The sequence below is a fragment of the Vibrio sp. S457-15 genome, from assembly GCF_000960545.1.
GTDB lineage: Bacteria > Pseudomonadota > Gammaproteobacteria > Enterobacterales > Vibrionaceae > Vibrio > Vibrio parahaemolyticus.
The window spans coordinates 187,507-204,667 of sequence record NZ_JYOQ01000045.1; the positions used below are offsets into that span (position 1 = coordinate 187,507).

Genomic DNA, 17,161 nt, shown 5'->3' on the forward strand with positions numbered 1-17,161 from the left:
CAGGTTTGATTGAGGAGTTTAGTAAAGTTTTATTTATTATAAATAAGCATTTATTGAGGTTTTTTCTTTGTAAATTATAGAGTTTATGTTGGGGACGAAGTTAAGTGGGGAAGTAAGCCAAATTTTGGTTGTAAAAAAGGCCCCGACAGAGCGGAGCCTTTGTGTATGCTTTGATTTTAGAAAATCAGATGCGCAACACCAGCAATCACAGGAAGTGTAATCAGCGTACGCAGAATGAAGATAACAAACAGTTCTACGATGTTAACTGGAATCTTGCTACCTAGAAGTAGTGCGCCAACTTCTGACATGTAAATCAACTGAGTAACAGACATTGCTGCGATAACAAAACGAGTCATTTCGTTGTCGATAGATGCCGCCAGAATCGCAGGGATAAACATATCTGCAAAGCCAACCACGATAGTTTGCGATGCTTGTACCGCTTCAGGAATTTGTAGCAACTCTAAGTAAGGAATGAATGGCTGACCAAGGATCTCAAACACTGACGTGTATTCAGCAATCACTAGTGCAACGGTACCCAAACCCATAACAACAGGCAGTACGCCAAACACCATATCGATAGCGTTGTGTACGCCTTCTTTGAATACAGACTGAACAGATTTTACTTCTGCAGCGCGTTTTAGAGCTAAGTCCATGCCCCATGAGAATGTCGTGTGACCTTCTGGCACTGCATCTACATCTTCTGCTGGCTTGCTGCCGTCAATATAGCGGTCTTTTTTCAGGCTTAGAGGCGGTAAACGAGGAATGATAACCGCAGCCACGATACCTGCTAAACAGATAGCTCCGTAGAAAGGTAGGAACAGGTGTTCAAGTTGAACCTGAGCAATAACAACTAAGCTGAATGTGATCGATACCGCTGAGAACGTTGTACCAACAACTGCCGCTTCACGTTGAGTGTAGAACTTGTTTTCGTACTGCTTGCTTGTCAGTAGGATGCCCACACTGCCATCACCCAACCATGATGCCATACAGTCGATCGCACTACGGCCAGGTAGGTTAAATACCGGACGCATTACTTTACTTAATAGCGCGCCAAATAGTTCTAGAAGACCGAAGTTAAGTAGTAGAGGAAGCAGAAGGCCAGCAAAAATGAATACTGCGAATAGCGTTGGTAGAAGACCAGTTAAAACAAGGCCGCCGGTGTTTTCTTCCCAAATCGCTTTTGGACCTACTTGGAAGAACGTCATCAATACCGCAGCACCACCGATTAGGCGAACAACAAGCCAAAGTGGAGACGGGTTGAAAAGTCCGTTTAAGAAACCGTTACGAAGGATCGCTGCTGGCTTGAAAATTTTACAAAGAACAGAAGCGACAGCCATGAAAGCGATAATAGCGGTAACGATAGCAATAAGTGCATCGCCAAGTAAGGCAGGAATGACTTTTGCCATGACTGCAACAGGGATAGTGAGGTCACCATTGTAAGAAATAGGCGCCATAAACAGCAGAAGACCGATTAGGGATGGAATGAAGAACATCCAAAAGTTGCCCTTAGGTGCTTCAGTAGCATTGGTGTTGTTATGCATAGTTTTCTCGTGTTACTACTAGTCAATACTCGCCATATTCCATGACATAAATATTCACTAAACATCCGTATTTAATCACAGTGATGCGGAGGGTACCCGCAAACTGCATCCATTGCAATACTATTCATTAAATACATGTAGTTATTCAGCCGATTTATCGGATAAATTGCCAAATAACGCCATTGTGTATATGAAAATGTTGCGTGTGTTAGAAAATTGTAGCACGAGCGGCGTGCTGTGCAGATTCTTATGGGGCGCAGTGTGACTGGAATAATAAAAAGACGGGCAAATGTGATTACGATCTCACGTAAATTACCTTGGTTTTTAGGCTTAACCTTAATAGTACTAAGGGCTATAGAAGGCTGTATTGAGTGTTATATAAAGAAAGTTGAGACAGTCGAAGGTGGATTGGAATGAAGCAGAGTCGCAACGGATTCATGCATTGATGGCTGAATCCGTTGCTTGAAATTAAGCGTTTTGGTTGCGACTGATGGAGTAAAGGTAAGCCCAGTAAATTAGCGCGATACCAAAGGCTAAAATTGCAGGAAATACCAGAGCATACAAGCCATAAGCCATAAATAAGGCAGCGCCGACGCTCCCGCCTAGTAAAAAACCAAAGAAGATGAATAGAAACAACTTAGCTTTACGGCGGTCAAATTGACGTCCTCGTAAGCTCTCACCAATCATAATGCCAAGGTCGGTAATGATCCCCGTCATGTGTGTCGTTCGGACAACTGCGCCACTAAAAGTGGTGATCATCGCATTCTGCAAACCACATGCTGCTGACGCTAAGTATTGGCCGTAGGAGTCGCCCTCGACCAAGAAGCCTAAACTTAACAGTAACAAACTCCCTTCAATACAAAGTGCCACACCATAGCGTCGGCCAAGCTTTAAAGCGCTACTCTCAATAAAGAAGCCGCTAAACGCAGAGCCAATCAAAAAGCTGAATACGATAAAGAGCAGGTGAATGGAATTATCCATACCTGTTAATAGGCTATTCCCTAGCTGAGTTACGGTTCCGGAAAGATGCGTTATCGCTTGATGTTGAAAGCCGAGAAGACCAACGGCATTGACGCAGCCCGCGAGAAGGGCAAGTAGAAACGCGCCATATTCCACCCAACGAGGAAGTCTGGAAATCACAATAAAACCCCACCAAATGTTAGGAGCAGATTATAACGCTCACACTGAGTTACGAAACCTTTTCCTGTTCAACTCGGTTGATCATTCTCAAAAAAATCTCATTTATAGAGCTTTTGCTCAGATAACAACAAGCCAATAAAGGGGGATTCCCCTCTATTGAATGTGTTCCATTGTGCACTCGAAACTCACCCAGCCATGTTTCCTTTGCTCATAAATCGAAACTTTTGGCTCATGAAATTCGGTGTTATTGAAAATTCCAACGGGAACAACAACGATTTCGGGAGCTGCGGATAACAACTGTCGCATCGTCGTGCCACAAGCAGGGCAAAATTCGTATTTCACTTCATTACCATCGTCGCTGATTCTGGTGTAGTTGGTCGTGTCACCATCTAAAATGACCTGCTTCTTATCGAATTTGGCCTGGACACCAAAAACGCTGCCTGTTCGTTTCTGGCATTCAAAGCAGTGACAAATAGAGGTTCGCAGAGGTTCATCTTTACAGCGAAGTTGAACTAAGCCACAGGCGCACTCTCCGGTGTGAATTATGTTTGTCATCGTTATTACCTATCGATTGCCCACTAAACAGTTTATACCTAAATCCGCTCGAGTGATTTCACGATACTTGGTTCATCGAGATTTGAGTGTATGCGGTGATCCTATTCGAATTGGTATATACTCCGAACACAATTTTTAGAACAAAAACAAGGAAGTCGCCATGGCTCGCAGCAGAATTCTGCCAATTCCACTCATTCTTCTTATTCCTATCGTGCTATTAGTGATTGTTATCATTGCTGGTGTGTATCGCTTTAGCTTGTCTGATGATGAAATCATGGCCAAGTTTCCGCAATCAGAAGTGCAATCTAATCCTATCGTTGCCGAAGTATTGGGAGTGCAAGCGAAGAATCCGTGGACAATTCAAGTGCCAGAGCAAAATGCCGTCTCTTTTTTAGAAGAGTGGGACAAGGAGAATGGCTACCTGATTGGTCAGTATGATGCAGGCGCAACAAAGGGGCAGGTTTTGGTACCGACCGCGTTTATCGCTAAACGTGAAATCAACAAAGAATTTTGGATTGCGGCGCCGATGATTGTTACGACTCAAGGCTCAGGGGCATTTTATTATGTTGGGTTGTTTAAGTTTGATCCGATCCCGAGCCGAGTGGTGTTGCTAGACAGCGTGTTTATTGGTGACCGAGTTAAATTTGCTCAAATCAATTGGCAAACGGATACCAAAATCGCTATTTCATTCCTAACGCATGGCGAAAATCAATCCATGACAGATGAGCCAAATCAATCAAATTCAGCCACTCTAACTCGTGTAGGTAATAACCTACATATGCAACAGTGATGAATTTTTTTTGACTTCTGTAAAAATTAAGTGTTTTCTGCGCTAGATCTCGAAATTTCATAGTGATTTCTTATACGGGAATGCATAAGCTATGAGCCTTGTTTGAAAGGAGATAGTAATTCCCGTGTCTACAAATGAAATTACAAAACGGTTGCCGAATCTGACAAGTCGTAGAGCGCTACTGTTATACTCCTTGCCAGTTTTAGTTGCGATAGGTGTTTCTCACTCTCTCAAAGAGTCATCTTTAACTAAAACCATCGCACTAAACCTGCCAGAATCGCAGGTTGTTGAACGAATTCTTGATGCGACGACTGCGGAAGTCGTCACTCCACCTAATTTTGAGTATCAAATCCAAGCTGGCGATAATTTAAGTACTATCTTTAGCCAACTCGGTTTCGGTTACAGTTCATTAATGAAAGTAATGGAAACGGATTTGAACTACCTCGCACTTGATACCTTAAAGCCTGGAAATACGCTGCGTTTTTGGCGCAATGATGCCACAGGCGAGCTAGAAAAAATGGAACTGCAATTTTCGATTGCAGATAAAGTGGTTTACCAGCTGAACAGCGATGGTGGCTATGACTTTACCGATATTTCCATTCCTGGTGTTTGGCGTCAGGAGCCGCTAGTTGGCGTAATTCAAGGCAGTTTCTCTTCTTCTGCGAATCGTTTAGGTCTGAGTTCTGCAGAAATCAGCCAAGTGGTGAGCTTGCTAAAAGAGCAGGTGAACTTTGGACGTGATCTTCGTGCGGGTGACCGATTTGAAGTGGTTCGTCGTTCACAAACTATCAACGGTGTATCAACTGGCAAGAATGAAATCGAAGCGATCAAAATCTACAATCGTGGTCGTGAGATAACCGCGTATCTTCATACGGATGGTCAGTTCTACAACGCGAAAGGTGAAAGCCTACAGCGTGCGTTCCAACGTTATCCTGTGAGCCGTAGTTGGCGTATCAGTTCTGGATTTAACCCGAATCGTTTACACCCAGTAACAGGCCGTGTTGCACCGCATAACGGTACTGACTTTGCTGTACCGACTGGCACGCCTGTAGTGTCGACGGGTGATGGCACCGTGATTATGACACGTAAGCACCCGTATGCGGGTAACTACGTTGTTGTTGAGCACGGTAACAAATACAAAACGCGTTACCTGCATCTAAGCAAGATCTTAGTGAAGAAAGGCCAAAAAGTTTCTCGCGGTCAGCGTATCGGCTTGTCTGGTAAAACAGGCCGAGTTACTGGTCCACACCTTCATTATGAATTGATCGAGTACGGACGCCCTGTAAACGCGATGCGCGCGAATATTCCGATGGCGAGCTCTGTTCCTAAGAAGGAGATGGCAACCTTCATCGCGAATCGAGATGAAATGGATAAGCTGCTAAAAAACAAAGAGAAAGCGGTTTTATAGCTGTTTAGGCTCTTAATCGAAACAAAAAGACCAAGCTAATTGCTTGGTCTTTTTTATGCGCGTTTGACTTGTCTATCGTTAATCATGTGTACCAATTCATCGACGTTGTGTGGGCGAGAATAGAAGTAGCCTTGAATATAATGGCAACCCATGTCGATAAGCTTATTTAACGCCCTGTCGTCTTCTACGCCTTCTGCAATTAAGTCGACATCCAACAGTTGAGCTAGCTGGGCTATCAGATACACCACTTGCTCTGACGTTTTGTTCGAGAGCATATTGCGCACAAATGTGGCGTCAATTTTGATGCTGTCGATAGGGTAATTATGAATGTAATTTAAGCTCGAATAGCCAGTGCCGAAGTCATCCAGTGCGACTTTAAAACCAAGATAGCGAAGTGAGTTCAAAACCATCTGCTCGCGTCCACTTTGTGAAAGCAAAACAGTTTCAGTGAGCTCTATAACAAAGTCCGAAGCATCGTGACCGTATCGCTCGAGCAAGGTTGTTAGGTGGTTGATGTAGCGGTTTGAATCGACCAGTTCGTGTGCAGAGCAGTTGATGGATAACTTCACGGTATAACCGAGGTGAGCCTCTAACTCTTGCTTCGCAATACATGCTAACTCTATGATTCGCTCACCTAATTCGATGATTAATCCCGATTGCTCAGCCGCTTCAATAAACTCCGCAGGGGAGATGTTGCCATACACACTGCTGTTCCAACGAGCGAGTATTTCAAAGTAATCCCAGCGATCATTGTTTACATCAACAATCGGTTGTAACACCACGTAAAGCTCATGACTTTCAGTAATGCTCGTGCTTAATTGAATGCGCATTGCTTCAATCAGTTGCGTTTGACGATGATAAAGCGCACTTAAGTGCGTGTCGTAATGTTGAATTCGTGTGTCACGGTGTTTTTTGCAATCTTTCAACGCTAAGCTGGCATTTAGGATCAGTTCATCACTGTTGAGCATGTGAACAGGCGCTCGTGCAATGCCAATGCTCACGGTAAAAGAAATACGATTGGATTTGTCACTGTAACCGGCTTCAATTTTATCGAGCACTTCCTGACATACAGCCACGGGATCTTCATCGTAAATAATAAAGGCAAACTCGTCGCCAGCAACGCGAAAAGCGTTATTTGGGGAAGACAAGCTCTGTTGAATCGCATTTGCAGTAAACTTGATGATCTGGTCACCAATGTAGTTCCCGTTGATGTCGTTTATCGATTTGAAGTTGTCGATATCTAAATACGCCAGATTAAAAGGGCGGGTGGCTTGCTGCGTTAATGTTTCGAGCGTATCTGCCAAACAGCTGCGGTTCAACAAACCGGTGAGGTTGTCATGGGAGACTTCGTAGCTAAGTTGGTTTAGGAGTTTGTCCGAACGCTCGCTGACCCATTTTTCACGAAGGCTATGGATAATCACATTGGCATAAAAGCGATGAAGTTCGAGCACATCTTGTGCTTCTTTCGCGTGAATACTTCGCGTAAAAGTAGACAGCAAAATCCCAAGCACTTCGCCACTTTGTGTTTTCAACGGGAGGCCAAGGTAAGCTTGAACGCCATCATCCTGAAACATCTGGTCTTCAGGAAAGCGTTTATAAAACTGATCTTGGTAAAAGATGTGCTCGCCAATGTCTTTCGCGACTTTTTCACATGGCGTGCCCGACAGGTGGTAACTGAGGTTATCTGAGATCTCTCCGCCACTTGCAAAGGAAATGGTGTGCGCAGCATGTTGAAGATGAGCCACTTCAACAACGCATGTACAATGACTCTTCAACTGTTGATGGATATCTAAAGTCACTCTGTTGAGCAGAGCGCTCCCATTGAGCTTCAATACTTCATCAAGCTTTTGGACACTGATTTGTACATGATCCATTAAACACGTTACCTAGCCGTTATTAATTTCATATCGTGCTTTGATAGTTGTGCGACACGACGACTTATAATTTGATATGCATCAAGTAAACTATCGTGTACTTAAGGAGATTTTTCAAACTTTGAATCCCAACAGACAAGGAATTAACACTAATAGGTGAGTCTAGTAAGACTAGAGTGTTATCAAAGTTTGAGGCATTAATTTCAAAGTAGTCGCTTACTCACACATTTAACAAGAAAACTATCAAATTAGATGCGTTTTTCTTCTTCTAAACGGGATTTTAGATAGTCGAGGAACAATTGGGTGCGTGTGTGTTGATAATCCAGTTTTGGGTAATACGCATACACCGTAGCCTCGTCGGCTGTAACATCCGGCAAAATAGGCACTAGCGCCCCGGATTTTAAATCGTCTTTGATCATTACGTTGTTGGTCATCAAGATACCCATTCCGCGTTTTGCACCATGAAACAGAGCTTCAGGATTGGTCGTTGCGAAGTTGCCTGACAAGCTCACTCTTTTCCCTCGGTTGGTTTTGATCTCTCTTGCAGGTTTTTCTCCCCAAATCAAAATATTGTGTCTTGTCAGCTCTTCAACATTTTGTGGCGTGCCGTATTTTTCTAAGTAACTCGGCGCTGCATAAAACTGAGCTTTGTGTTCGAACAGCGGGGTGGCTTTAAAGCTTAATGAATTGAGCTGTTCTAAATGACGACTGATGAAGAGATCCAAACTCAGTTCCGGCAGTTGACCGGGTAGCGTCGTGGTGAGTTGCAGAGTGATATCGGGGTATTTTTCTAGAAAATCATCAAGGTAGTGGACTAAAAACTTAGAACCTACCGCCAACGTTGCGCCAATCTTTAACAGACCGGCCGGAGACTGGTTTACTGAGCGAGTTTCATCTAACACGGACTGCCAAGAGTCAAGTTGCACTTTGGCTCGCTCGTAGAATAGGGCACCAGCTTCGGTTTGACTTATTGAACGAGTGGTACGCTTGAGTAACTGGACGCCAATTTTGTCCTCTAACCACTGGATACGCTTGCTGATGGCAGAGCTTGTCGTGTTGAGCTTCCGGGCGGCTGCATTGAAGCTGCCTTCTTCGATAACTCGAATGTAACTTTGTACACTTTGAATCCAATCCATTAAGTCCTCCGAGGAAATAATTCCTTTCCAATTTAGCTGATTATCATCGTTGAGTATCAAATATACACTGTTTGCAATAAGTCTGTAATACAAGTGGGAGGGGACTAGTGCGTAAAACACCGTTGTTACTTGCGATGATGATCATTGCTACTGGCCAGGTTGGCGTCAGTATCTATCTTCCTTCTTTACCGCTCATTGGCCATGACCTTAACTTGCCACAACCTTCGATTCAGAGTTTGGTGACGTTATTTTTGGTTGGTTTCGGTGTGTCACAGCTATTTTACGGTCCGCTTTCTGATGCCATTGGACGACGACCGGTGTTTATTCTCGGACAAAGCATCTGTTTAATCGGTACCGTCATTTGTATTGTCTTTGGCGATAACATTTCTGCACTTGAGGCAGGGCGATTGCTGCAAGGATTAGGAGCCGGCAGTGCCTCTGTTTTAGGGCGTTCAGTGCTACGGGACAGTTATGATGGTATGCAGTTAACGAAAGCTTTGTCGTATATCTCTGTCACTGCTTCTGTCATGCCGATTGTTGCGCCTCTTTTTGGCGGATGGATTGCGTACCACTTTAGCTGGCAAGCGGTATTTGTCTTTGTGCTGCTTTACTTGTTGGCGATATTTATCCTTGGCTACTTGGTTCTGCCAGAAACGCTGCCGTATCCAAAACGCAAGTTTGAGGTAAGGCAAGTCATGGTGAATTACTTCTACTTGCTAACGAACAAGCAAGTTATCGGGAGTGCCAGTTATAACTGGTTAAGCTACCTATCTGGCTTAGTAACATTGTCTTTATATCCATTTTTGATGCAGCAAGAATTGGGCTTAACCGCGGCTGATTATGGTTCTTTGATGATTATTCCGTCAGCTGGTTTGTTGATGGGGAGCCTCGTCCTCAATTTGATCAATAACCGTTATAAAGCACAGCAAATACTGTTGATGAGCTTTGCGATTGTCGCGCTTTCTGGGTGTTTACTGTTGGTGACGCCATTTACGGTTGCATCGTTATTGGTTGCATTCACGTGTTTGAGTTTTGCGCAGGGGATGTCTTTTCCTGTTTCGATAAGTTTGTTGTTGTCTCCGCATAAGCAGCAAGCTGGTGCAGTGTCTGCATTATCTGGCTCAATTCAAATGTGTTTAGCGGGTTTGTTTGGTGGCTACTTGGTTGAAAAGTGGGTGACAGATCAGCATCAGCTAGGCATTTTTTATCTATTTATCGCTCTAATTTCTTGCATCGTACTGGTGGTTAGCCAATATCGAAGGGCACCTCGTCAGACTGCGCAACCGGAAGCTTCCAGTTGAATGTTCTAGCGAAGGGAAATGTACTTGCAAGGTTAGTGGCTCCTTTCTAAAATGCGCAGCTAAATTAAGTCAGGCTTAGTGAATGACTTGAGTCAATCGCACTGAACTCGTTTCAATCAAGGGAACAAGGTTTGGCGCGGTACTTTGATTCAAGCTAGCGCAGTAGTTTCTGCAAGCTGACAACTCGCTCTCCAATCGTTAGGTGAAAGAATGCAACAAAACGAATTTGAAACACTGGTAAAAGAAATTACCTTGCAAGAAAACATGCCAAAGGCGCTAGAACTACTTAAAGCGTGTGAGGAAGAAGAAGTTGCACAAGCGGCAGAATCCCTAACTGGTCAGTTTGGTCTTGCAGAAGTTGATGGCGAAAAACGTATTTACCACATCACTCTACAAGAAGACGAGTCCGGTGTAGAGCAGGAATACGTTGAGCATGTCATGAATGAAGGCGACAACATGATTAAGTTTGCAGCTTGGTTTTTCGAAACTTTCTTTGAGATCAAGCAAAAAGACACCTACATGGCTGCAGGTAAAACTTACCAGCAACCGAAGCGATAAACAGGCTTTCTAAAAAATCAAAAAGTACTTCCTGAAAGAAAATTACAAAACAAACGTGACGTGCATCTTGTTTTTGTCTTATTGTGGTGTAAAATTACAACATAGTTAAGTCAATACATTCAGGAGAAGGTCATGGGTAACGAAATTGGTGGTGCTTACATTGGCCAGATGATTGCAAAAGACGCGATGCACAAAGCGCTTTACGGTAAAGCGAAGAAGAAAAAAGCTTCTATTTTTGCTCGTGTTATGAAAAAACTGGCGAATTAATGCAGAAAAGCCCTGATTGAAAAATCAGGGCTTTTTGTTTCTATCAACCAAATATTTATACGGTCTTTATTCTATCGCGATAACGACTATGCCGATTGGCTTGGTATTTCTACGACGTTATTCGGCACCTTGTCTAACCCCTTTGCGGCTAACCACTTTTCTAGGTTATCTGCGCTTCCGACGTATTTTCCCTTTAACCAAATTTGCGGCACGGTCACTGGTGTTTTCTCACCGATGATCGCTTTAACTTCTGGGATCATTCTATACAGGGCAGCGCTGTCTTTGACGACATCGTGATACTCGTACTTAATACCAGCATCGTCGAGTAACTGTTTAGCTTTGACGCAATACGGACAAGTGGCTTTTCCGTAAACGATGTTGCCTTTCAGTTCATCACGTTTTACCCACTCCGAAATGACCGATTGCACGAGCACGCCTCGGTTTAGCGCTTCCCCTTGGCTCACGACTTTACCTTCAACCAGAAGAATAGGGGCGTGCCATGCACCGACTTTCAAAGGTTCCCACCAGTGAGATAACCAATCTTTCACTTCGAGTTCGACTGGTACATCCGCCAATTCGTTCGCGAAGGTGTCCACTAAAATATCTTTGGTTAGCGTACATTCGCCGCATGGGATGTTCACTTTGAACGGCCCCCAACTGCCAGCCCAGCGATAAAGTGTGATTTTGATTGGTTGTGTCATAGAATGTTCCTCATTTCCTTTCCTGAAAATATAGAACTCAAAAGCTAGATTTTTCTTTCAACTAACTTTGTCTTTTTTGCTTCCCAGTGCGTGATGAATGCAATCGACGCCACAATAATCGCAGCGCCTAGCCACAAACGACCAGGAGGCACCCATCCAAAGACCATCCATCCAGCCAGCACATTTAAAGGCAGTTTAGCGTGATCGAAGGGTTGAACGAAGGAAGCGTCCGCAACTGCGTAAGCTTTCACAATCGCCCATTGCGCTAATGCTGTTAGTGCACCAGCAAAAAGAAGGATCAGCCAAATAGTCCAGTCACTAGGCATGGTAAAGCTTGGTATCGCTAGCACAATATTGAAAGGCGTGATCAGTAACAACAAGTAAACCACCATGGTAGACGGTGGATCGTTTACCGACATCTTTTTCACCATCAAAGAATACGCCGCCCAAAAGAAGGCCGCCCCAACAGGCAGTAGAGTTGCCCAAGTGAAGGAGTCTGACCACGGCTCTAAGATGATCATGGCACCGATAAAGCCAGTTAGTGTGGCAAGCCAGCGTGCGGTGCCCACTTTCTCTTTCAAGATAAGCCCTGAGCCTACGGTCGCAAACAGCGGAGAAGTCATTAGCAGCGCAATGCCTTGCCAAATCGGAACAGGGTAAGCGAGCGCCCAAAGCCACAGTTGGATACCGATAACAGAGAGAAAAATACGAAAAGCGTGCCAGCCAAAATGTTGAGTTCTCAAAGAGCGTCGAATGCCTAGCGTTCTTAGATAAGGAAGAATAACGAACAACGCGATCGCGTATTGAAACAATGCAAAAGTGGTGGAAGACACACCAAAGTGGATGCTTGCGATTTGGGCAAAGCTATTCACGATGGCGAATGCCAATCCTGCAGTTAGCATCCAAGAAGCACCTTGAACAGGATGATGATTCAATTGAATATTTCCGGTTTGAAAGAGGTAGACGGATAATACGTCCTAAAGCTTTTTGCGCAAATAAAAAAATGCCTCCCAGAGGGAGGCGACATTACCAATTCAAAGGACGTGCCTGTCATTACAGGTACAAAGAACGAGAAGCACAAACGCTGCCATGCATTTGCAATTCTAGTATTGCAGAACACGTGCCAACTTTTATCTGCATGATTTATAAGTATTTTTATTTTATGGCGATGCCAAGGTTAGAAGGTATGCACTAAGTCAGTGATAAAGTGCATTAAAAGAGGGCAGAAGTGGTGGCTCTGAGGCTCGTATTTTTTAGTGGAGCAGTGAAGGGGTAACAGAATAAAGATGAAAATTCATTGCTTTATCTGTGAGCACCACAAAAAATGGCCGACAAAAGTGCCGGCCAAGTGGACTCGCTCTTAGGACAAGAGTGAATTAGAAGTCGTAACGTACACCTAGGCGTAGCGTATCTTCGCCTTCAGTCACTAGACCAGATGTTGCGTCTTTCACTTCATCAAGTTGGTTGATGTAGTAAGAAAGGTAAGTACGGAAGTTACTGTTTAGTTTGTAGTAACCAACTAGCTCGATACCTTCAACTGAGTCGTATTTTGAGCCGTTGTCTGGATCGTTTTCTTGTGCCGTGTAAAGCGCTGCTAGCGTTACTTTGCTTGCTACTTTGTAGCTTGCAACCAACTCGTAAGCAGTAAAGTCTTCAGAATCTGTTAGTGAACCTTGAGAGTACGTACCCGCTAGGTATAGGTTATCTAGAGAGTAAGCGATACCACCTAGGATTTGGTCTTCAGAGTTGTTCTTATCTACGTCGCCGCCAGAGTAAGCCAGGCCCAAATCTAGCCCCATTGGCAGAGAGTACATACCAGAGATGCCGTATTTGTCTTGGCTATCGCCAGAGTTTGCTTGGTAAGTCGCTTGAAGTTGTAGTGCATCAAACTCACCACGGTATGCGAATACGCTGTCTTGCTTATCAGAAGAAGAATCAATCACTTGCTGAATGCCAGAAAACTCAGTGATATCCGTCATGTCTGAGATGATCACGGCAGCCATGTCTTGACGGCCTACAGAGAATGCGCCAACGTCAGTATTTACACCAGCGTACATGTAGCGGTTTTTGAATTCGCTTTTACCTGTCTTTTGTTCTGCTTCGTACACACCGAATGCAGACATGCCGTTGCCGATGTCAGTTTTACCTTTTAGGTTAAGACGAGCGCGGCTTTGGTCTTCCATTGAGCCTTCTACTTCCGCACCATCTGAGCCGATGAAGTCGCCACGAAACTCAACGCGACCGCCAACTTTTAGCTCAGTGCCGTCGTTTTTGTAAACTGTTGCTGCGAAAGATGGTGCTGATACCAATGCTGTTAGAATTGCAGTAGTTAGTGCTGCCTTTTTCATTTTCTTATTACCCTAGTTGTAATCGATGGGCTTACTTGCCCGATGTGTTGATGACGCTAAGGTAAACCGCGAAAATGAAAGATAGATTGCTATTAAGTTATGATTTTATTGCACTTTTATTTCTGGCGCGTTTAAACGCCTCTTTAGAAAAGGTGCATAACTAGAAGGGTTTTAGCTTTTTTTAGCTTTTTCGTGCTTGATTACTGACCACAATTTTTCCAAAAAGTTCCTGAAGGTGTTTTAAATTCACAAATGTAAACAAATGTTTCTTAATCATCTGGCTCGATCATTTAAGTTTCATAGGGTTATGAGATTTCGTGATCTTGCGCGTTACAAAACATTTCAATTTGTAAGGTTATCGATTGGATGGATGATAAGTTAGCAATCTAAATGTTTGGTTTTATTCGATTTCTTATAATTTTTCACTCGGTTACCGAAGAGTCTTCAAATAAAGTGGCGGCAGTTGTTGCGCAAAGGTAATTCAGTTTTGGCGGAAAAGATGCCCCAAAAAGCCTTTGTATACACCCGAAGCTATTGGCGTTCATTCGTACATAAATCCAAATGCTCAAGGTGCAAATCGACTAACCGACTAATAAATACATGGACTTAATAAATGAACAAAAAATTCCTAGCGGCAGCAATCGCAGCTGCAACATTCGGTACTCAAGCAGTAGCAGTGGAACTTTACAATAACGATGGCACTACGTTCTCTATTGGTGGCCATGTGTCTGTTAACCTGAACGGTTCAGAGCAAGGTGATACTGACGTAGGCACAAACTCTCCACGTATCAACTTCACAGCAACTCAGGATCTAGGTAATGGCTTTACTGCTGACGCTCGTGGTGAATGGGCACTTAACTACTTAGATGGCGGCGAAAACTCATTCAAAACTCGTCTTGGTTACTTAGGTCTGACTCACGATACATACGGTCGTGCAGTGGGCGGTACGCAGTGGGCACCTTACTACGACGTAGCTGGCGTAGCAGATATGCCAATTGCATTTGCGAACGACTTTATCTATGACGACCACGGCAACCTAGGTACTGGCCGTGCAGAGAAAATGATCTCTTACCGCAACGCAATCGAACTTGGCGAAGCAGGCAAAATTAACGTTGGTCTAGGTTGGCAAGGTACGAACGAAGCGACGGATACGCACACATACGATGACCGCGTACAAGTTGCCATTTCTTACGCGATCATGGGCGCAAAAGTGGGTTACACGTACAACGGTGGCGACTTCCAAGATTCAGCGTACATCGGTAAGCATTCAGCTGAATCTCACTTAGTATCTGCGGCATACGGTTCTTACGGTCAAGGTTTGTACCTAGCAGCGGTTTACGGCTCGAACGAAAACATGAACTTCGACGGTAAAAGTCGTCTAGCTGAAAGCGACGCGTACGAAGCGTTGATCGCTTATGCACTACCTAATAGCCTAAATCTGAGCATCAACTACGAAATGGTTGAAGGCAAAGACGTGAAAGGCGCGAAGACAGAAACGGCTCGTGAAGAAATGGCGCTGCAAGCAGAATACAACTTCACACCTAAGTTTGTGGGTTATGCGGGTTACCAGTTTGACTTGAACGACGCTAACGACCGCAAAACTGATGACAAATGGGCACTTGGTGCACGTTACTACCTATAATTGTCGTTACAGTTATCGATTCAAAAGCCAGCATGATGCTGGCTTTTTTCGTTTTTTCGAAGAATCAACATGCGTTTCAAACTGATGACACAAAACATAAAACGGGCTGAATGTCTTATTTTCGATACTTCAGAGCGCGTTCTAGTGTTGTTCCATCAAAAGGTTAGATTATGATGATGTTTTTGTTTTGCAGGGAAGATCAATGAGCGTCATTCAAGTTGAAGAAAAGAAAGTAGAAGTTGGAAAAGTGCTGTGTGTTGGACGTAATTACGTTGAGCACATCCATGAGTTGGACAATGCTATTCCAGAACAAATGGTGGTGTTTAATAAACCTTCTACCTCTGTATCGACGATCTTACGCTCATTTCATCAAGAACCTTTGCATTATGAAGCAGAAATTTGCTTTCTAATCAAAGATGGTCAATACGCCGCCGTGGGTTTGGGGCTAGACCTGACGAAACGCGGCCTGCAATCTTCTCTCAAAAAGCAAGGCTTGCCTTGGGAGCGAGCAAAAGCATTTGATGGTTCTGCGGTTTTTAGCCGCTTTGTGCCTCTTGAAGGCATTGATATTCATGACCTTAACTTAGAACTATTGATTAACTGTGTTCGTGTGCAAAAAGGCCACGTACAACAGATGCTGTATCCGCCATTTGCGATTTTGGATGAGCTAAGTAGCTACACAACTTTGCAAGACGGTGATGTGGTGATGACGGGAACGCCGCAAGGGGTTGGCGAAGTCCATCAAGGCGACGTCTTCCTTGGGCGTTTAAAATGTGGCGACGTCACCTTGTTAGAAATTGAGTGGGTGGCTGATTAAAGCCAAACGCGCAAAAGAAGAAACGCCACCATACTGACAACCGTCGTTAAGAGAACGTTTTTTGTCAAATAGGCGATCAACGCAGCCAATGTCGCAGCCAATAAAAATGGGTTTTGTACGCTGACACTGAGTTCCCCTTCGGGGATGAAGACAATCGGCGCCCAGATCGCGGTTAAAACGGCCGGACTCGCGTAGTTGAGAATCTTTTGTGTGCGCGTGCCAAGCTTTAATGGCAACTTCGGTTCGAGAAACAAGTATCGGCTTGTGAACACCAACAGCGTCATGAGTAAAATTGACAGCATAATCATTAGCGTTTCTCCTGCACTTGTTCGACAAAATAGCCTGTTAACATGGCTAAAATGCTCGAAATCATCAAACTTCCTTCTACTTGGTAATAGGTCAACGCGACTGAGCCTACCAAAGCCACTACGACGCTAGAAAGTACCGCTGCATTTTTAATCGTGGGTACGACAATCGCGATAAAGGTTGCGGCTACTGCAAATTCCAACCCCATTTCATTCAGTTCTGGGATTAGGCTACCCGCCACGATGCCTGTCAGCGTCGCAAGGTTCCAGAACAAATAGAAGCTCAATCCGGCCCCAAGTGCGTACCAGCGATTAAATTGTTCGTCAGAATGATGGCCAGCAATGGCAAACAGCTCGTCGGTTAACAGAAAACCAAGCGATAGCCGCCATTTAAGCGGAAGTGGTGCAATTTTACTGCGCATGGATACGCTGTAGAGAAAATGTCGTGAGGTGATGAAAAACGTGGTGAGCAACATAGTGGTTAGCCCCGCGCCCGCTTTTATCATTCCCATCGCGACGAGCTGAGCGGAACCCGCGAAAAGAATCGCGGATAACGCTTGTCCTTCTAGTGGGTGAAGCCCTGTATCGATCGCGAACGAACCTGCTAAGAGTCCCCAAGGCAGTACGGCAATACTCAACGGCATCATTGCGAGTGTGCCTTGCCAAAATAAAGTGGCTTTTGATTCTTCTTGTAACGGCAAAGTGTTATCCATTGTTTGTTCTTAATTGTTTTGAAGTCAGGCTATCAACGTAACGTGGTAGAGACATCTCGCCTTGT

The 17,161-nt window shown here is 44.3% G+C and carries 17 protein-coding genes; 7 read left to right on the forward strand and 10 right to left on the reverse strand.

All coding sequences use genetic code 11. The features are described from left to right. Positions 1 to 176: 176 nt before the first annotated feature. The 3 genes from UF05_RS06815 to UF05_RS06825 form a co-directional block, all read right to left on the reverse strand. A complete protein-coding gene (locus UF05_RS06815) occupies positions 177 to 1,541 on the reverse strand; it encodes a YjiH family protein (RefSeq protein ID WP_005462024.1) in 1,365 nt (454 codons plus the stop codon). A 468-nt stretch (positions 1,542 to 2,009) separates the two neighbouring features. Further along, positions 2,010 to 2,681, reverse strand: coding sequence for a YoaK family protein (locus UF05_RS06820; protein ID WP_015313010.1), 672 nt, complete (start codon positions 2,679 to 2,681; stop codon positions 2,010 to 2,012). A gap of 153 nt (positions 2,682 to 2,834) precedes the next feature. Further along, positions 2,835 to 3,236: a GFA family protein gene (locus tag UF05_RS06825; RefSeq protein ID WP_045545830.1), complete on the reverse strand. Its 402-nt coding sequence runs from the start codon at positions 3,234 to 3,236 to the stop codon at positions 2,835 to 2,837. Between the two features lie 160 nt (positions 3,237 to 3,396). Here UF05_RS06825 and UF05_RS06830 point away from each other — a divergent pair, with 160 nt between their 5' ends. Continuing rightward, entirely contained in the window at positions 3,397 to 4,026 is a 630-nt protein-coding gene (locus UF05_RS06830; RefSeq protein ID WP_045545829.1) for a hypothetical protein, read from the forward strand. A gap of 124 nt (positions 4,027 to 4,150) precedes the next feature. Further along, positions 4,151 to 5,434 carry a peptidoglycan DD-metalloendopeptidase family protein gene (locus UF05_RS06835; RefSeq protein ID WP_011106286.1) on the forward strand — a complete coding sequence of 428 codons (1,284 nt, stop codon included), beginning with the start codon at positions 4,151 to 4,153 and terminating at the stop codon, positions 5,432 to 5,434. Positions 5,435 to 5,487: 53 nt separating this feature from the next. Here the strand turns inward: UF05_RS06835 and UF05_RS06840 are convergent, their stop codons facing one another. Next, complete coding sequence (locus UF05_RS06840) at positions 5,488 to 7,308, reverse strand: putative bifunctional diguanylate cyclase/phosphodiesterase (protein ID WP_045545828.1); 1,821 nt, start codon at positions 7,306 to 7,308, stop codon at positions 5,488 to 5,490. Positions 7,309 to 7,556: 248 nt separating this feature from the next. Continuing rightward, a complete protein-coding gene (locus tag UF05_RS06845; protein ID WP_025633029.1) occupies positions 7,557 to 8,444 on the reverse strand; it encodes a LysR family transcriptional regulator in 888 nt (295 codons plus the stop codon). Positions 8,445 to 8,551: 107 nt separating this feature from the next. Between UF05_RS06845 and UF05_RS06850 the strand changes: the two genes are divergently transcribed. From UF05_RS06850 to UF05_RS26640, 3 genes are all read left to right on the forward strand, one after another. Continuing rightward, positions 8,552 to 9,745, forward strand: coding sequence for a multidrug effflux MFS transporter (locus UF05_RS06850; RefSeq protein WP_005482745.1), 1,194 nt, complete (start codon positions 8,552 to 8,554; stop codon positions 9,743 to 9,745). Between the two features lie 210 nt (positions 9,746 to 9,955). Then, the gene (locus UF05_RS06855) at positions 9,956 to 10,303 is read left to right on the forward strand and encodes a hypothetical protein (protein ID WP_005461912.1); all 348 of its coding nucleotides are present in this window, start codon (positions 9,956 to 9,958) and stop codon (positions 10,301 to 10,303) included. Between the two features lie 132 nt (positions 10,304 to 10,435). After that, the gene (locus UF05_RS26640) at positions 10,436 to 10,570 is read left to right on the forward strand and encodes a hypothetical protein (RefSeq protein WP_005461920.1); all 135 of its coding nucleotides are present in this window, start codon (positions 10,436 to 10,438) and stop codon (positions 10,568 to 10,570) included. Positions 10,571 to 10,656: 86 nt separating this feature from the next. Here the strand turns inward: UF05_RS26640 and UF05_RS06860 are convergent, their stop codons facing one another. From UF05_RS06860 to UF05_RS06870, 3 genes are all read right to left on the reverse strand, one after another. Then, positions 10,657 to 11,271 carry a glutaredoxin domain-containing protein gene (locus UF05_RS06860; RefSeq protein WP_045545827.1) on the reverse strand — a complete coding sequence of 205 codons (615 nt, stop codon included), beginning with the start codon at positions 11,269 to 11,271 and terminating at the stop codon, positions 10,657 to 10,659. 44 nt (positions 11,272 to 11,315) lie between these two features. Further along, on the reverse strand, positions 11,316 to 12,173 hold the full coding sequence (locus UF05_RS06865; RefSeq protein WP_005491704.1) for a DMT family transporter: 858 nt from the start codon (positions 12,171 to 12,173) through the stop codon (positions 11,316 to 11,318). A gap of 474 nt (positions 12,174 to 12,647) precedes the next feature. Beyond that, positions 12,648 to 13,619, reverse strand: a complete 972-nt coding sequence (locus UF05_RS06870; RefSeq protein WP_025541435.1) for a porin — start codon at positions 13,617 to 13,619, stop codon at positions 12,648 to 12,650. Positions 13,620 to 14,232: 613 nt separating this feature from the next. On the opposite strand from UF05_RS06870, the gene UF05_RS06875 reads away from it, so the two are divergent. Next, complete coding sequence (locus tag UF05_RS06875; protein WP_045545826.1) at positions 14,233 to 15,261, forward strand: porin; 1,029 nt, start codon at positions 14,233 to 14,235, stop codon at positions 15,259 to 15,261. Between the two features lie 202 nt (positions 15,262 to 15,463). Further along, entirely contained in the window at positions 15,464 to 16,078 is a 615-nt protein-coding gene (locus UF05_RS06880; RefSeq protein WP_005461913.1) for a fumarylacetoacetate hydrolase family protein, read from the forward strand. On the opposite strand, the gene UF05_RS06885 is transcribed toward UF05_RS06880, so the two are convergent. Together UF05_RS06885 and UF05_RS06890 are read right to left on the reverse strand one after the other, a co-directional pair. Beyond that, positions 16,075 to 16,386, reverse strand: a complete 312-nt coding sequence (locus tag UF05_RS06885; protein ID WP_015313014.1) for an AzlD domain-containing protein — start codon at positions 16,384 to 16,386, stop codon at positions 16,075 to 16,077. The genes UF05_RS06880 and UF05_RS06885 overlap by 4 nt on opposite strands. After that, entirely contained in the window at positions 16,386 to 17,096 is a 711-nt protein-coding gene (locus tag UF05_RS06890) for an AzlC family ABC transporter permease (protein ID WP_017447853.1), read from the reverse strand. The genes UF05_RS06885 and UF05_RS06890 overlap by 1 nt, the downstream gene beginning before the upstream one ends. Positions 17,097 to 17,161: the final 65 nt, after the last annotated feature.

Excerpts from the sequence above, each read along its gene's own strand:
- UF05_RS06815 (WP_005462024.1), bottom strand. The coding sequence starts at position 1,541 with ATGCATAACAACACCAATGCTACTGAAGCACCTAAGGGCAACTTTTGG.
- UF05_RS06825 (WP_045545830.1), bottom strand. The coding sequence starts at position 3,236 with ATGACAAACATAATTCACACCGGAGAGTGCGCCTGTGGCTTAGTTCAA.
- UF05_RS06830 (WP_045545829.1), top strand. The coding sequence starts at position 3,397 with ATGGCTCGCAGCAGAATTCTGCCAATTCCACTCATTCTTCTTATTCCT.
- UF05_RS06840 (WP_045545828.1), bottom strand. The coding sequence starts at position 7,308 with ATGGATCATGTACAAATCAGTGTCCAAAAGCTTGATGAAGTATTGAAG.
- UF05_RS06845 (WP_025633029.1), bottom strand. The coding sequence starts at position 8,444 with ATGGATTGGATTCAAAGTGTACAAAGTTACATTCGAGTTATCGAAGAA.
- UF05_RS06855 (WP_005461912.1), top strand. The coding sequence starts at position 9,956 with ATGCAACAAAACGAATTTGAAACACTGGTAAAAGAAATTACCTTGCAA.
- UF05_RS26640 (WP_005461920.1), top strand. The coding sequence starts at position 10,436 with ATGGGTAACGAAATTGGTGGTGCTTACATTGGCCAGATGATTGCAAAA.
- UF05_RS06860 (WP_045545827.1), bottom strand. The coding sequence starts at position 11,271 with ATGACACAACCAATCAAAATCACACTTTATCGCTGGGCTGGCAGTTGG.
- UF05_RS06865 (WP_005491704.1), bottom strand. The coding sequence starts at position 12,173 with ATGCTAACTGCAGGATTGGCATTCGCCATCGTGAATAGCTTTGCCCAA.
- UF05_RS06870 (WP_025541435.1), bottom strand. The coding sequence starts at position 13,619 with ATGAAAAAGGCAGCACTAACTACTGCAATTCTAACAGCATTGGTATCA.
- UF05_RS06875 (WP_045545826.1), top strand. The coding sequence starts at position 14,233 with ATGAACAAAAAATTCCTAGCGGCAGCAATCGCAGCTGCAACATTCGGT.
- UF05_RS06880 (WP_005461913.1), top strand. The coding sequence starts at position 15,464 with ATGAGCGTCATTCAAGTTGAAGAAAAGAAAGTAGAAGTTGGAAAAGTG.
- UF05_RS06885 (WP_015313014.1), bottom strand. The coding sequence starts at position 16,386 with ATGATTATGCTGTCAATTTTACTCATGACGCTGTTGGTGTTCACAAGC.
- UF05_RS06890 (WP_017447853.1), bottom strand. The coding sequence starts at position 17,096 with ATGGATAACACTTTGCCGTTACAAGAAGAATCAAAAGCCACTTTATTT.